Below are 14,448 nucleotides of genomic sequence, written 5' to 3'. Positions count from 1 at the left end.
TCGGAGGGACGATCAGAGGGACGATCAGAGGGCCGGCCAAGGGCCGGGCCAGGCCGCCAGTCGACGCCGCGTGACGAACCGCCGGGGTCGGCCGTCGACGGGGTCATCGAAGGCCAGGACGGCGGCGAGCAGCTGCAGGGGCCGGGAGAAGTCGTCGAGGGCCACGTCGACCTCGACCGGGTAGAGCGGGTCGTCGAGGATCGGGATGCCGAGACCGTCGAGCTGGCAGCGCAGCTGGTGGGTGCGCCCGGTGCGAGGCGTCAGGCGGTAGAGCCCGACCTCGGCGCCCGACTCGGCGCGGAGGCCTCGGGCCGTGTCGAGCAGCTCGACGAGCGTCTCGGCGTTGGGCTCGGCTCCCGGGACCTCGTGGGCCTGGTGGGTGCCGTGCTGCTTGATCAGGTGCGTGCGTCGCACGAGCGGGAGGGCGAGGTCGTCGCGCACGGGAGCGACAGCGAGGTACTCCTTGTGCGCGAGTCCTTCGGCGAAGATCCGTTGGTAGGCGCCGCGCCACCGCTGCTCGGTCGTGAACATCAGCACGCCCGCCGTGGGCCGGTCGAGCCGGTGGGCAGGGGTCAGCCGGTCGAGCCCGGTGAGCACCCGCGTGCGAGCGAGCGCGCTCTGCACGACGTGGCGGCCGCGCGGCATCGTCGCCATGTCGTGCGGCTTGTCGATGACGACGATGCGGTCGTCACGGTGGAGGACGACGAGCTCCTCGGGGTGGGCCACCTCGACCGGCAGGTCGCGGTGGGCCCACACGACCGACTGCGGCACGAACGGAGCGTCCGGTTGGACGGGCGTCCCGGCGGCGTCGACGAACTCGCCGGTCACCAGCATGCGGTCGACCTCGTCGGGCGGCAGCCCGGGGGCGAGCCGCTCCACGAGGTGGTCGCGCAGGGACGACCACGGCCCGCCCTGCGGCATACGGAAGCGTTGGGCGTCGACGCCGTGGCGCGGGGGCAGCGGAGACGGCGGGATGGCGCCACGTGCCACTCAGCCCACCTCAGCGGTGTCGAGGCACACGACGTCGACGTCGGCTCCGAGGAACCGGCCGTATGCCGTCGCCGCCCGCTCCACGTCGCGCCACCTCGCCTTGCCCAGCGGCACGAACGGCAGGACCTCGAGCACCGTCTGCCGCGACCGTTGCCGACGTCGCCACGTGCCGGCCACCTCGCCGTCGACAACGAGGGTGGGCTTGAAGACCATGTTGCGGCCCGGGACGACCCGGTGGAAGTGCTCGGGCGGCAGCGTGACGTCACGGGTCTTGTAGCCGAGGAGGAACTCGTCCCACTGCGGCAGCAGGTGGACTCCGCTGTGCCCCAGGGCTTCCGGCGCGTCCGAGCCGCCAGCGGGATCTTGGGCCGCGTCGACGTGCGACAGCCACACCTGGCCGTCGAGCTGCTCGCGGACGACCTGCTGCTCGACGAGGGCGAGTGCTTCGCGCGCGATCCCGAGAGGCTTGAGCAGCCAGCCCGCGAAGTCCTTCTCGGTGACCGGGCCGTGGCCACGGAGGTACCTCTCGGCCATGACTGCCAAGCCCTCCTCGCGAGAGAGCTTGCGCGAGTGGGGAACCCAGCTGTCGATGAGCACGAAGCTGGGCTGCTTGCCGATGACGGGCCCCTGGCAGAGCAGCCCGGTCATGCAGTGGTGACCCACGAGGTGGTAGGCCCGCTGGTCGGTGGGGTCGATGTCGGCGTCGACGAGCAGCGCGACGACGTCGGGGCGGCTCATCGGCTCGGCCAGGTGCTCCTCGAAGAGGCGCCCGGAGAGCTCGATGTCGGACTCGCCGATGCCCAGCTGGGCGTAGCGGGTGGCGAGCGCCGTGCTGCGCGGGGCCGCGAGCAGTTGGCACATCCAACGGGCGTCCTCGGCCGGCACCCAGTGGATGGTGCCACGCATCGGCCAGGTGCGAACGATCTCACGGCGCTCGACGGCCTGCTCGACCTCGGCGAGGGTGAGGCCTGAGCGCACGCCGAGCGACCAGACGCCGCTGCCGTAGTCCTGGGCCTGGAGGGCGCCGAGGCTGCGGGCGACGCCGAGGGCCGACACCGGGCCGGCGGGACCGCCCAGAGCGGGGGCGAGCCCGAGGGCGGCCATCCGCGCCCGGCGAAAGCGCTTGCGGTCGGCCGCCGTCATCGGGCTCACGTCAGCTCAGGCACGCCGGACCGAGCAGAGCCTTGAGGTCGCCGAAGAGCGCGGACGTCGCGTTGACGCGCAGCGAGTCGTCGAGCGACATGAGCACCGACCGGCCCGGCTGCGTCAGCTTGACCTGGACCTCGGTCGCTCCGGGATGCTCACCGAGCACACGCTTGAGGCTCTCGGCCACCGCCGGGGTGGCTCGCCCGAGCGGCAGCGTCAGCACGACCGGACCGCGCGGCCCCTCCTTGATGTCGGGGATCGTCAGCTCCTGGGCGAAGATCGAGATCGAGTCGTCGCGGGCGCTGATGCGGCCCTTGACGGCGCACACCGTGTCCTGGGCGAGCATCGTCGAGTAGGTCATGTAGGCGGACGGGAAGAAGAGGCACTCGATGGCGCCGTCGAGGTCCTCGACCGTGGCGATGGCCCAGAGGTCGCCCTTCTTGGTGCGCTTGAGCTGAAGGCTCGTGATGAGGCCCGCGACCGTGACGGGAGTGCCGTCGGCCTTGGGGTCGTCGCCCATGAGCGAGGCGATCGAGGTGTCGGCGTGCGTGGCGAGGATGTGCTCGATGCCGAAGAGCGGGTGGTCGCTGACGTAGAGACCGAGCATCTCGCGCTCGAACGAGAGCAGTGTCGCCTTGTCCCACTCCATCGACGGCACGGGCGGAAGGCCGTCGAAGGCCCCCGGCCCGTCGGCGGCCCCCGTGTCGGCCTCGTCGAAGCTGCCGAAGAGGCTGTCCTGGCCGATGGCCTCCTGCTTCTTCACCTCGACGAGGGCGTCGATGTAGCGCTCGTGCACCTCGACCATGCCGCGCCGACTCTCGCCGAGCGAGTCGAAGGCGCCGCCCTTGATGAGCGACTCGATGGTGCGCTTGTTGCAGACGACCGCCGGCACCTTCGAGAGGAAGTCCTTGAACGAGGCGAAGGCGCCCTTCTCCTCACGGGCCTTGACGATGGCCTGAACGACCGGCAGGCCGACGTTGCGGATGGCGGCGAGCCCGAAGCGGATGTCGGTGCCGACGGCGGCGAAGTTGGCGACCGACTCGTTGACGTCGGGCGGCAGCACCTTGATGCCCATGTGGCGGCACTCGTTGAGGTAGAGCGCCGACTTGTCCTTGTCGTCGCGCACGCTCGTCAGCAGCGCCGCCATGTACTCGGCGGGGTAGTTGGCCTTGAGGTAGCCGGTCCAGTAGGACACGAGGCCGTAGGCCGCGGTGTGCGCCTTGTTGAACGCGTAGTCGGAGAACGGGACGAGGACGCCCCACAGGGCCGCGATCGACGCCTCGTTGAAGCCCTTGGCCTTCATGCCCTCGGAGAAGGGGACGTACTCGGCGTCGAGGACCTCCTTCTTCTTCTTGCCCATCGCGCGGCGGAGCAGGTCGGCGTTGCCGAGGGTGTAGCCCGCGAGCTTCTGGGCGATCTCCATGACCTGCTCCTGGTAGATGACCAGGCCGTAGGTCATGCCGAGGATCGGGTCGAGGGCGTCGATCATCTCCTGCTGGAGCTTGCCCTTCAGCTGCGGGTCGAGCGGGATGAGCTCCTGCTTGCCGTTCTTGCGCAGCGCGAAGTTCGTGTGGGCGTTGACACCCATCGGGCCCGGCCGGTAGAGCGCGAGGGCGGCCGAGATGTCCTCGAAGTTGTCGGGCTGCATGAGGCGCAGCAGCGCCCGCATGCCGCCACCGTCGAGCTGGAAGACACCGAGCGTGTCACCGCGACCGAGCAGGTCGTAGGTGGCCTTGTCGCTCATGTCCTTGGACAGGGCGTCGAGGTCGATGTCCTCGTCGCGGTTGACCTTGATGTTCTCGATGGCGTCGTCGAGGATCGTGAGGTTGCGCAGGCCGAGGAAGTCCATCTTGACCAGGCCGAGCGACTCGCAGCTCGGGTAGTCGAACTGCGTGATGACCTGGCCGTCCTGCAACCGCTTCATGATGGGGATGACGTCGACGAGCGGCTCGCTGCTCATGATGACGCCAGCTGCGTGGACGCCCCACTGGCGCTTCAGGCCCTCGAGGCCCTTGGCGGTGTCGACGACGTCCTGGAAGTGCTTCTCGGTCTGCACGAGCGCCCGGAAGTCGACGCCCTCGTTGTAGCGCTTGTGCTCAGGGTTGTAGATCTCGGAGAGCGGCACGCCCTTGCCCATGACGTCGGGCGGCATCGCCTTGGTCAGCTGCTCGCCGACCGCGAACGGGTGGCCCATGACTCTGCTGGCGTCCTTGACGGCCTGCTTGGCCTTGATGGTGCCGTAGGTGACGATCTGCGCGACGCGCTCGGAGCCGTACTTCTCCGTGACGTACTTGATGACCTCACCGCGCCGGCGCTCGTCGAAGTCGACGTCGAAGTCGGGCATCGACATGCGCTCGGGGTTGAGGAACCGCTCGAAGATGAGTCCGTGCGGCACCGGGTCGAGGTCGGTGATGCCCATCGCGTAGGCGCACATCGAACCCGCACCGGAGCCGCGGCCGGGGCCGACGCGGATGCCGTTGCGCTTGGCCCAGTTGATGAAGTCGGCGACGACGAGGAAGTAGCCGGGGTAGCCCTTGGAGACGATGACGTCCTCCTCGAAGGCCGCCTGCTTGCGGGCGTAGTCGGGCACCCCCTCGGGGAAGCGCCGCTGCAGGCCGGTCTCGACCTCCTTGATGAACCACGACGTCTCGTCCTCGCCCTCGGGGCAGGGGAACCGCGGCATGTAGCGGCCCTCGCCCTCGGTGAAGGAGACCTCACAGCGCTCGGCGATGAGCAGCGTGTTGTCACAGGCCTCGGGCAGCTCGCGCCACAGGTGGCGCATCTCCTGGGCGGACTTGAGGTAGAAGTCGTCGGCGTCGAACTTGAACCGGTTGGGGTCCATCAGGGTCGAGCCGGACTGCACGCAGAGCAGGGCCGCGTGCGCCTTGGCGTCCTCGGCTCGGGTGTAGTGGAGGTCGTTGGTGGCGACGAGCGGCAGCTTGAGATCGCGGGCCAGTCGGATGAGGTCCTTCTGGGTGCGCCGTTCGATGTCGAGGCCGTGGTCCATGAGCTCGACGTAGACGTTCTCGTTGCCGAAGATGTCGCGCAGCTCGCCGGCGACCTCGCGGGCCTCGTCGTACATGCCGAAACGGAGCTTGGTCTGGATCTCGCTCGACGGGCACCCGGTGGTGACGATCAGGCCCTTGCCGTAGGTCGAGAGCAGCTCGCGGTCGATGCGCGGCCACTTCGTGTACACCTGGTCGAGGCTCGCGATGGAGCTCATCCGGAACAGGTTGTGCATGCCCTCGTTGTTCTGGGCGAGCATCGTCATGTGCGTGTAGGCGCCGCTGCCCGAGATGTCGTCGCGGCCCCCGTCGCCCCAGCTGACCTTGGTGCGGTCGGTGCGGTGCGTGCCCGGCGTGATGTAGGCCTCGACCCCGATGATCGGCTTGACGCCCGTGCCCTGCGCCTTCTTCCAGAACTCGTAGGCGCCGAACACGTAGCCGTGGTCGGTCGTCGCCAGCGCCGGCATGCCCATGCGCGCCGCCTCGGAGAAGAGGTCGCCGATGCGGGCCGCACCGTCGAGCATGGAGTACTCCGTGTGCACGTGGAGGTGCACGAAGTTCTGGTCGTTGCGCGGGGCTGCTTCGGTCGACATCGTGGACGAGTCTAAGCCCGGCCACCGACGCCCCCGCGCGTGTCGTCGGGGGTGTCGGCGACGGCATACGGCTCCCGCCGACGGCAGGCTTCACCCTCTGCTCGAGGGTGAAGGATCAGAGCGTCGCGACGATGTCGAGCGCGCGCTGCAGGTCCTCGGGGTAGGCACTCTCGAAGTGGACGTACTGACCCGTGCCGGGGTGCTCGAAGCCGAGCCCCGTGGCGTGCAGCCACTGGCGGTCGAGCCCGAGGCGCGCGGCGAGCTTCGGGTCGGCGCCGTAGAGCGGGTCGCCGCAGCACGGGTGCTTCAGGGCGGCCATGTGGACGCGGATCTGGTGGGTGCGCCCGGTCTCGAGGTGGACCTCGAGCAGGCTCGCGTGCCGGAACGCCTCGAGCACCTCGTAGTGCGTGACCGACGGCTTGCCGGTGCTCATCACCGCGAACTTGAACTCCGCCCCGGGACGCCGGCCGATGGGCGCGTCGACCGTGCCGACGAGCGGGTCGGGCAACCCCTGCACGAGGGTGTGGTAGGTCTTGTCGACCTGGCGGCTGCGGAACATCTGCTTGAGGCGCGAGTAGGCGTACTCGCTCTTCGCGACCACCATGAGGCCCGACGTGCCGACGTCGAGCCGGCTCACGATGCCCTGTCGCTCCGGGGCGCCCGAGGTGGAGATGCGGTAGCCGGCGGCGGCCAGTCCCCCGACGACGTCGGGCCCGGTCCAGTTCAGGCTCGGGTGCGCCGCGACGCCCACGGGCTTGTCGACCACGACGATGTCGTCGTCGTCGTGGACGATCGTCATGCCGGGCACGGGCTGCGCGATCACCGCGATGCTGGGGCTCTGCTCGGCGGCGGGCAGCGACACCTCGAGCATCGCACCGGCCGAGAGCCGCTCGGACTTCGCGACGGTCTTGCCGTCGACGACGACGTGGCCGTCGGCGGCGAGGTCGGCCGCCTTGGTGCGTGAGACCCCGAAGAGGCGGGCGACGCCGGCGTCGACGCGCTCTCCCTCGAGCCCGTCGGGAACGAGAAGGGTGCGCACGTCAGGCATCGTCGCGCCGCCCACCGGAGGTGTCGCCGTCAGCCTTCGACGAACCGTGCTCACGGCGACCGTCGACGCCGATGCCGACGAGCGCGAGCACCACGATGAGGCCGGCCGCGCTGACGATCCAGATGTCGGCGACGTTGCCGATGAACCACCGGTTGTAGTCGATGAAGTCGACGACGTGGCCCTGGCCACCACCCGGCGGCCGCACGAAGCGGTCGGTGAGGTTGCCGATGGCCGACCCGAGCAGCAGGCCGAGGGCAACCGCCCAGGCGCGCGAGCCCAGCTGGCGCGCGACGACGACGATCGCCACGAGCACGGCGATCGCGATGCCCGTCATCACCCACGTGTTGCCGGAGCCGAGCGACAGCGCCGCGCCGGGGTTGCCGATGAGCTTGAAGCGGATGAACTCGCCGATGAACGGCCGTGGCTCGCCGTCGGCGAGGACGTCGAGCGCGACCAGCTTGGTGAGCTGGTCGCTGAGGTAGGCGAGCACCGCGACGACCCCGAGGACGACGAAGAGGCGCTGGCGCCGGGCTGGCGTCGGGCGGCTCTCGTCGGGAGGGGTCGAGCTCACGGTCTCGTCGGTGGTCGTGGTGGACACGCCATCGACGCCCGCTCGGGGCGTCGACGTGGCGTGATCTGGCGTCAGTGGCGGTCCTGCTTCTGCTGGCATGTCATGCACAGGGTCGCACGAGGACGGGCCTGAAGTCGAAGCTTGCCGATCGGGTTGCCGCAGTTCTCGCAGATGCCGTACGTGCCGGCCTCGAGCTGCTCGAGCGCGTGCTCGGCCTGGCGCAGGCTCGCGCGGGCGTTGGCGGCCACGGAGATCTCGTGCTCACGCTCGGCCGTCTTGGCACCGGCGTCGGCCTGGTCGTCGCCGGCGCCGTCACCCGAGGCCCGGAGCAGGTCGTCGAGCTCGTCCTCGGCGAGCTTGAGCTCGACCCGGTGCTGCTCGATCTCCTCGACCAGGACCTCGCGCACCTCGCGGATCTCGTCCTCGCTCCAGGGGGACTCGTCGTCCTTGACCCTCAGGCGCTCGGCGATGGCGCGGGCGCTGGGCTTGCTTGCCGTCTTCGTCGCGGTCTTCGTCGCGCTGGAGCGGGGACCTGCGGTTGAGCTCGTCGTCACTGCTGCCTTCTTCGTACGCGTGGCGGGGGCCTTCGCGGCGGACTTCGTGCTCGCCGCACCCGCTCGGGTGGATGTCGTGGGAGACGGCTTTCCGGCCGCTGCGGTTCGGGGGGACGTGCGGGCGGTCACCCCGGATGCACTCTTCGCGGCGGCCTTCTTCGTGGTGGCCGCCTTCTTCGCCGTCGTCGTCGTCGTCTTGGTCGTCGTCTTGGTCGTCGTCTTCGCCGTCGGCTTCGACGCGGTCTTGGGCGCGGTCTTGGCGGCGGTCTTGGCGGCGGTCTTGGCGGTGGCCTTCGCAGCCGACGTCTTCGCGGGTGCGGCCTTGGCCGCCTGCTTGGCCGTCGCACTCTTCGTGGCAGCCGCGCTCTTCGCGGGCGCGGCCTTCTTCACGGTTGCCGCCTTGGCCGCGCTCTTCGTGGCGCTCTTCGTGGCGCTCTTCGTGGCGCTCTTCGTGGCGGGCGACTTCTTGGCTGCTGCCTTGGTTGCCGCCTTGGCAGGTGCCTTGGTCGGTGCCTTGGCAGGTGCCTTGGCTGCGGGAGCACTGCTCGCCTTGCGGCCCGCTGCTCGCGCGACGGCGCCCTTCACCGCACCGGCAGCCTTCGCGGCAGTGCGTGCCACGGCGGTGCGTGCGCCACCGCCTTTCGCGGAGGTCTTCGAGGCGGCTTTCGCGGAGCCGTTCTTCGAGGGGCTCTGGGCTGCAGCAGCCTTCGATGGCGCCGCAGAGCGTTTCGACGCTGCCGACGTGCTCTTCGTGCTCGTCACTGCCCGCGTCCTGCTGGTCGCGGTCGAGCGGGTGGCCGCGGTCGCCGCTGCCGTCGTCTTCTTCGCCGCCATCAGATCCTCCGTCGCTCGAGCCGTCGACGCTGACAAGTGGGGCTGACAATAAGCCCCTCACGGGGCGTGCACAAACGCGAAACGCAGATGCGTCCGAAGTGTTCGCCCCTCGAGTACAACGCAGGCCGCCCGGGAGGGTTCCCGGACGGCCTGCGTGCGTCTGTTCGAGGGTGGGGGTCAGCCCTGGTTGCCGTCTCCGGCACCGGCGTGAGCCGGCTCCTGGACGCTCGAGTCGAGGTCGTGAAGCTGGCCCTCGATGTAGGACTTGAGGTTGGTGCGGTAGTTCTTCTCGAAGCCTCGCAGCTCGGAGATCTTGCGGTCGAGCAGCCCCTTCTGCTTGTCGAGCTCCTCGAGCAGCGCCGCCTTCTTCTGCTGCGCCTCGGCGACCATGCCGGTAGCGCGCTCGCGGGCCTCGGTCAGCATCTGGTCGCGCTGCGCGCTCGCGTCGCTGAGCATCTGGTCGCGCTTGGACGTGGCCTCGGCGATCATCTGGTCGCGCTGCGAGGTGGCCTCGGCGATCATCTGGTCGCGCTGGGTCGCCGCGGCGGCGGCCAGCTGCTCGGCCTGCTGCGTGGCCTCGTCGTGACGGGCCTGACCGGTGTTGATGAGCTCGTCGTGGCGAGCCTGTGCGGCGGCGAGCATGTCACGGTGGCGGGTCTCCGCCTCGGTGATGAGCTCGTTGCGCTTGGCCTCGCCGGCGGCGACGTGCTCGTCGTGCAGTCGCTGTGCGAGGGCGATGACGCCTGCGGCGTCGAGGTTGCCCGAGACGGCCTGCGTGTCGGGGGCCGCGGCGGCGGCAGCGGCAGCCGGAGCGGCGGGCGCCTTGGCGGCCTCCTCGCGCTGGCGCCGAGCGTCGGCGGCGGCCTCGTCGCGCACGCGCTTGGCGTCGGCCGCTGCGGCCTCGGCGTCGGAGAGCGCCTTGGCGGCGCGCTCGTCGGCGGCGCGGGCGTTCTCCTGGGCCTTGGCGAGCTTGGCCTCGGCCTCGGCGACCTGGGAGTTCAGGCCGTTCAGCTTGGCCTGGGCGTCGTTGAGGGCCTGCGAGTCGACCGCTGCCTTCGCGGCAGCCTCGGCACGCTCCGCCTCGGCCTTGGCGCGTTCGATGCGCTCCTTGGCCGCACGCTCGGCGTTCTCGGCGTCGGCCTTGGCCTTGGCGGCACGGTCGGTGGCTGCCTTGAACGCACGCTCGGCGTCCTGGATCTTCGCGGTGAGCCCACCGAGCTTCGCCTCGTCGCCGGGGCGCCCGACGGCAGGCATGGCAGCGGTCGCGCCGTCGGCGCGCACCGCAGACTGGTTCTTGCTCGCGCGGCAGTCGTTGAGCTGCTTCAGGTAGTCGTCTCGCTGCTCGATGAGCGAGCGCATCTCCGCCACGATCTCGTCCAGGAAGTCGTCAACGTCCCGCTCCTCGTAGCCACGGCGAAACTGCGTGGTCTGGAAGTGCTTGTTGAGCACCTGTTCCGGCGTAAGCGCCATGTGTCACCTCGATACAGACGTAATGGTTCGGGTCAACGGTATCTAACGTTCCGGTCACGAACCAAAGCCATCCTCACGGATCGGCGTGCTGGTCGTCTCCCGCACCGCGAGATCCGACGAACGCCGACGGTCAGAAGAAGCTCGGCACGTTGAGGGCGAGAGAGGTCAGCAACATCAGGACGAGGAAGCTGAGGTCGAGTCGGACGCCACCGAGGTTCGGCGACGGGATGACCTTTCGGAGGGCTCGCAGGGGCGGGTCGGTGACGGTGTAGACCGCCTCGGCCAGGACGAGGACCACCCCGGAGGGCCGCCACGAGCGGGCCAGCACCTGCACCCAGTCGATGACGAAGCGACCGATGAGGGCGATGAAGAAGGTGAAGACCACCACCCCGTAGATGGTCCAGAACGCGTCCATGTCGGCCAGTGTCTCTGATCTGCGGGCGAGAGTGTGAACCGGGGTCGAGATCAATGCGCGACCGTGACCCCGAAAGGCTCTTCTCGGACCGGCTGCTCAGCTCTGGTTGAAGAAGCCGCGGGTGGAGGCGGTGGGCGTCTCGGGCTCGTCGGCCGAGATCTCGACGTGGGCGGGCGAGAGGAGGAAGACCTTGGAGGTGACCCGCTCGATGGTCCCGTGCAGGCCGAAGACGAGGCCGGCGGCGAAGTCGACGAGGCGCTTGGCGTCGGCGTCGTCCATGTCGCTGAGGTTCATGATGACCGGCACCTGGTCGCGGAACCACTCACCGATGTTCTTGGCCTCGTTGTAGGTGCGCGGGTGGATCGTGGTGATGCGGTTGAGCGAGCCCACCTCCACGTCGCGGACGACCGCGGCGACGGGTCGCTTGGTCGGCAGCTGCGTCACGGCAGCGGTGTGCTCGGGCTCGTCGTCGTAGCGGTCGGACTCGTCGTAGGCGTCGTAGTCGTCGTAACGGTCGTGGCGCTGGTCCTCCTCGCTGAGTCCGAGGTACACCATCGTCTTGCGCAGTGCCCCTGCCATGGCCAACTCCCAAACGCTCGATTGCGGTCGGTGCCGACGTTACAGAAGTGACGGACGTGATCCGAGGATTGCGGTGCCGACACGCAGGTGTGTCGCCCCGTGCCGGAGCCCCGCCTCGAGGTCGGCGCTCATGCCCGCCGAGAGCCAGTCAGCGTCGGGGTGACGCGCCCGTATGCCGTCGCCGACCTCGCGCAGCCGGGCGAAGGCCTCGTCGGGATCGGCGCCGAGCGGCGCCACGGCCATCACACCCTTGAGCGAGAGCAGCTCGTGGCCCGCCACCTCGTCGGCGAGGTGCGCCGCCTCCTCGGGGAGCACGCCGCCACGCGCCGTGTCGCCGTCGAGGCTCACCTGGAGGAGCAGACGCAGCCGACGGTCGGCCGCGTGCGCGCCGCGGTCGAGGGCCCCCACGATCTTCGACCGGTCGACGGACTGCACGACGTCTGCATAGCCGGCGACGTGGCCTGCCTTGTTGCTCTGGAGCTGACCGATGAAGTGCAGGGTCAGGTCGTCCTCGCCGGCCTCGGTCAGCGCGGCCCGGACGGCGCGGAACTTCTCGCCGGCCTCCTGGTCACGGTTCTCGCCGAAGTCGCGCACCCCGAGCCGGTGGAGCAGCAGGACGTCCGAGACGGGGAAGTACTTGGTGACGACGACGAGGGTGACCTCGCGCGGGTCGCGCCCGGCGGCGTCGCAGCCGCGCCCGATGCGGTCGTGGACGGCGGCCAGGTTGCCGCGGAGCTCGTCGAGGCGTTGCTGGTCGGGTGCCACGGGCCGCTCACCGGAGGGCGGCGTCATGCCGTCACCGACCGGCGCAGCACGACTCCGGCGAACCGGCCGGTGCGCCCGTCTCGGCGGTAGGAGTAGAGGTCGTCGCTCTCCCGGGTGCAGCCGGGCACCCACTGGACGCCCACCCCCTCTTCGGCGAGCTGCTCCACGACGCCGGCCGCGACGTCGATCGCCGTGGTGCCCGTCCACGACCGGGCCGCCGAGGCGGGGGTCGTGGCGGCAGCGGCTCGAGCCATCTCCTCGGGCACCTCGTAGCACCGGCCGCAGACGGAGGGACCCACCGTGGCCGAGATCGACCTGGCGCCGAGGTCGCGCATGGCCCCGATGGCCTGTCCGACGATGCCCGCGAGCAGGCCGGGACGTCCGGAGTGCACTGCGCCGAGCACACCGGCGTCGTCGTCGTGGAGCAGGACGGGGACGCAGTCCGCGACGAGCACCGCGACCGCGAGGTCCGGGGCGCGCGTGACGACCGCGTCGACGGCAGGAGGCTCCCCCACCCAGGGGCCGCCGACCTCGACGACCTCGGCGCCGTGCACCTGGTTCATGAAGACCACCCGCTCACGAGGGAGGCCGAGCTCCGCGGCGAGTGCGCGACGGTTGTCCTCGACCTGCCCGGCGTCGTCGCCGACGTGACCGCCGAGGTTCAGTCCGGCATACGGCCCGGTGCCCCGGCCCGCGGACCGTCCCGTGAAGCCGAGCTCGACGGCCCCGGAGGGAGCTTCGGTGTCGGTCGAGGATCGCCAGTAGAACACGGGGACCAACCTATCCCCGGCACGCGCGACGGGCGGGAGGCGGTGGTCGCCTCCCGCCCGTCGCGGTGATGATGCGGCTCGACTACTTGAGGAAGTCGGGGACGTCGAGGTCGTCGCCCTCGTCGAACGTCACCTGTCGGGGCGGCTGCTGCACGGGCTGGGCGGGCGCGTGGTGCTGGGCCTGCGCGTGCTGCGGCTGCTGCGCGTGCTGGGGCTGCGCCTGCTGGTGCTGCACCGGGGCCGGGACCTGCTGCTGCGTCGGCAGCTGCTGGGCGGGCTGGGCCTGCGGGGCCGCCGCCGGCGCGGAGTGCTGGGGGGCCTGCTGGCCGTGGGCGACTCCGTTGGTGGTCTGCGCCACGCCGTTCGAGTGCTGCGGAGCCTGCTGGGGTGCCGGCGCGGCGGGACGCTGCTGAGGTGCCGGCTGCGACCGCCCCATGACCTGGCCGAGCGCGCGGTCGTCGTGTCGCTGGCTGGGACCGCCGCTGTCGAAACCGGCGGCGATGACCGTGACCCGCACCTCGTCACCGAGGGCGTCGTCGATGACGGCACCGAAGATGATGTTGGCCTCGGGGTGGGCGGCCTCCTGGACGAGGCGGGCGGCCTCGTTGATCTCGAAGAGACCGAGGTCGCTGCCGCCCTGGACCGAGAGCAGCACGCCGTGGGCGCCGTCGATCGAGGCCTCGAGCAGCGGACTGCTGATGGCCAGCTCGGCGGCCTGGACGGCGCGGTCCTCGCCACGGGCCGAGCCGATGCCCATGAGGGCCGAGCCCGCACCCTGCATGACCGACTTGACGTCGGCGAAGTCGAGGTTGATCAGGCCCGGCGTCGTGATGAGGTCGGTGATGCCCTGGACACCGGAGAGCAGGACCTGGTCGGCCGAGCGGAAGGCGTCCATCATCGAGACGTTGCGGTCGCTGATCGAGAGCAGCCGGTCGTTGGGGATGACGATCAGGGTGTCGACCTCCTCGCGGAGGCTGCCGATGCCGGACTCGGCCTGGTTGGCGCGGCGGCGACCCTCGAAGGTGAACGGTCGCGTGACGACGCCGATCGTCAGGGCGCCGAGCTCGCGGGCGATACGGGCCACGACGGGCGCCCCACCGGTGCCCGTGCCGCCACCCTCGCCGGCGGTCACGAAGACCATGTCGGCCCCCTTGAGGACCTCCTCGATCTCCTCGGCGTGGTCCTCGGCGGCCTTCTTGCCGACCTCGGGGTCGGCGCCGGCGCCGAGGCCGCGGGTGAGCTCGCGACCGACGTCGAGCTTGACGTCGGCGTCGCTCATGAGCAGCGCCTGCGCGTCGGTGTTGATGGCGATGAACTCGACGCCCTTGAGGCCGACCTCGATCATGCGATTGATGGCATTGACGCCGCCGCCGCCGATGCCGACGACCTTGATGACGGCCAAGTAGTTCTGCGGTGCTGCTGCCACGAGAGTGGGCCTTCCTGACTGGTGGTGCCGGTGCTGCGATGGTCTGGGGACGGTGCGTGGAGCTGTCGGTGTCGCGGCTCGTGGTGAGCCTGTAAGCCCTCAAACCTTAAACGTGGAGATAAAGGTTACAGTTGGGTCACGAACCAGTGCCCCGACGGTATGACGAGGCGCAAGGCCGATCAACCCACGCCGCGGCGTGTCGCGACGGGGATTGAGGCATTTGCCGCTAGCGGGTCCCAGCAGCAACAACAGCCCCATCTAACACACGGATGACAGGTGTCA

13 protein-coding genes are annotated in these 14,448 nt (G+C 70.2%); 1 reads left to right on the top strand and 12 read right to left on the bottom strand.

The window, feature by feature from the left end; all coding sequences use genetic code 11:
* Window positions 1-24: 24 nt before the first annotated feature.
* The 6 genes from ACXR8F_RS13085 to ACXR8F_RS13060 all read right to left on the bottom strand — a co-directional run bounded on the left by ACXR8F_RS13085 (window position 25) and on the right by ACXR8F_RS13060 (window position 7,907).
* Complete coding sequence (locus ACXR8F_RS13085) at window positions 25-990, bottom strand: pseudouridine synthase (RefSeq protein ID WP_458801036.1); 966 nt, start codon at window positions 988-990, stop codon at window positions 25-27.
* Window positions 991-2,133 carry a winged helix DNA-binding domain-containing protein gene (locus ACXR8F_RS13080; RefSeq protein ID WP_458801034.1) on the bottom strand — a complete coding sequence of 381 codons (1,143 nt, stop codon included), beginning with the start codon at window positions 2,131-2,133 and terminating at the stop codon, window positions 991-993.
* Window positions 2,134-2,143: 10 nt separating this feature from the next.
* Entirely contained in the window at window positions 2,144-5,734 is a 3,591-nt protein-coding gene (gene dnaE, locus ACXR8F_RS13075) for a DNA polymerase III subunit alpha (protein ID WP_045193094.1), read from the bottom strand.
* 115 nt (window positions 5,735-5,849) lie between these two features.
* The gene (locus ACXR8F_RS13070) at window positions 5,850-6,782 is read right to left on the bottom strand and encodes an RluA family pseudouridine synthase (protein ID WP_458801032.1); all 933 of its coding nucleotides are present in this window, start codon (window positions 6,780-6,782) and stop codon (window positions 5,850-5,852) included.
* Complete coding sequence (lspA, locus tag ACXR8F_RS13065; RefSeq protein WP_458801030.1) at window positions 6,775-7,380, bottom strand: signal peptidase II; 606 nt, start codon at window positions 7,378-7,380, stop codon at window positions 6,775-6,777. The genes ACXR8F_RS13070 and lspA overlap by 8 nt, the downstream gene beginning before the upstream one ends.
* A 44-nt stretch (window positions 7,381-7,424) precedes the next feature.
* Window positions 7,425-7,907 carry a TraR/DksA family transcriptional regulator gene (locus tag ACXR8F_RS13060; RefSeq protein WP_458801028.1) on the bottom strand — a complete coding sequence of 161 codons (483 nt, stop codon included), beginning with the start codon at window positions 7,905-7,907 and terminating at the stop codon, window positions 7,425-7,427.
* Between the two features lie 19 nt (window positions 7,908-7,926).
* Between ACXR8F_RS13060 and ACXR8F_RS13055 the strand changes: the two genes are divergently transcribed.
* Complete coding sequence (locus ACXR8F_RS13055; protein WP_458801027.1) at window positions 7,927-8,787, top strand: hypothetical protein; 861 nt, start codon at window positions 7,927-7,929, stop codon at window positions 8,785-8,787.
* Window positions 8,788-8,918: 131 nt separating this feature from the next.
* On the opposite strand, the gene ACXR8F_RS13050 is transcribed toward ACXR8F_RS13055, so the two are convergent.
* The 6 genes from ACXR8F_RS13050 to ftsZ form a co-directional block, all read right to left on the bottom strand.
* Window positions 8,919-10,211 carry a DivIVA domain-containing protein gene (locus ACXR8F_RS13050; protein ID WP_045193092.1) on the bottom strand — a complete coding sequence of 431 codons (1,293 nt, stop codon included), beginning with the start codon at window positions 10,209-10,211 and terminating at the stop codon, window positions 8,919-8,921.
* A 130-nt stretch (window positions 10,212-10,341) separates the two neighbouring features.
* Entirely contained in the window at window positions 10,342-10,626 is a 285-nt protein-coding gene (locus tag ACXR8F_RS13045; RefSeq protein ID WP_045193091.1) for a YggT family protein, read from the bottom strand.
* Window positions 10,627-10,722: 96 nt separating this feature from the next.
* The gene (locus tag ACXR8F_RS13040) at window positions 10,723-11,205 is read right to left on the bottom strand and encodes a cell division protein SepF (protein WP_045193090.1); all 483 of its coding nucleotides are present in this window, start codon (window positions 11,203-11,205) and stop codon (window positions 10,723-10,725) included.
* Between the two features lie 39 nt (window positions 11,206-11,244).
* Window positions 11,245-11,997, bottom strand: a complete 753-nt coding sequence (locus ACXR8F_RS13035; RefSeq protein ID WP_045193089.1) for a YggS family pyridoxal phosphate-dependent enzyme — start codon at window positions 11,995-11,997, stop codon at window positions 11,245-11,247.
* Window positions 11,994-12,740 carry a peptidoglycan editing factor PgeF gene (gene pgeF, locus ACXR8F_RS13030; RefSeq protein ID WP_458801025.1) on the bottom strand — a complete coding sequence of 249 codons (747 nt, stop codon included), beginning with the start codon at window positions 12,738-12,740 and terminating at the stop codon, window positions 11,994-11,996. The genes ACXR8F_RS13035 and pgeF overlap by 4 nt, the downstream gene beginning before the upstream one ends.
* A gap of 82 nt (window positions 12,741-12,822) precedes the next feature.
* Window positions 12,823-14,166, bottom strand: coding sequence for a cell division protein FtsZ (gene ftsZ / locus ACXR8F_RS13025; protein ID WP_045193087.1), 1,344 nt, complete (start codon window positions 14,164-14,166; stop codon window positions 12,823-12,825).
* Window positions 14,167-14,448: the final 282 nt, after the last annotated feature.

This window comes from Terrabacter sp. AAH1, from assembly GCF_054456855.1.
This window is presented reverse-complemented; position numbering and strand designations above follow the sequence as displayed.

Bases quoted from the DNA above. Each gene is read 5' to 3' on its own strand.
- ACXR8F_RS13080 (WP_458801034.1), bottom strand. From the start codon at position 2,133: ATGACGGCGGCCGACCGCAAGCGCTTTCGCCGGGCGCGGATGGCCGCC.
- ACXR8F_RS13050 (WP_045193092.1), bottom strand. From the start codon at position 10,211: ATGGCGCTTACGCCGGAACAGGTGCTCAACAAGCACTTCCAGACCACG.
- ACXR8F_RS13035 (WP_045193089.1), bottom strand. From the start codon at position 11,997: ATGACGCCGCCCTCCGGTGAGCGGCCCGTGGCACCCGACCAGCAACGC.
- ACXR8F_RS13070 (WP_458801032.1), bottom strand. From the start codon at position 6,782: ATGCCTGACGTGCGCACCCTTCTCGTTCCCGACGGGCTCGAGGGAGAG.
- dnaE (WP_045193094.1), bottom strand. From the start codon at position 5,734: ATGTCGACCGAAGCAGCCCCGCGCAACGACCAGAACTTCGTGCACCTC.
- ACXR8F_RS13040 (WP_045193090.1), bottom strand. From the start codon at position 11,205: ATGGCAGGGGCACTGCGCAAGACGATGGTGTACCTCGGACTCAGCGAG.
- ACXR8F_RS13045 (WP_045193091.1), bottom strand. From the start codon at position 10,626: ATGGACGCGTTCTGGACCATCTACGGGGTGGTGGTCTTCACCTTCTTC.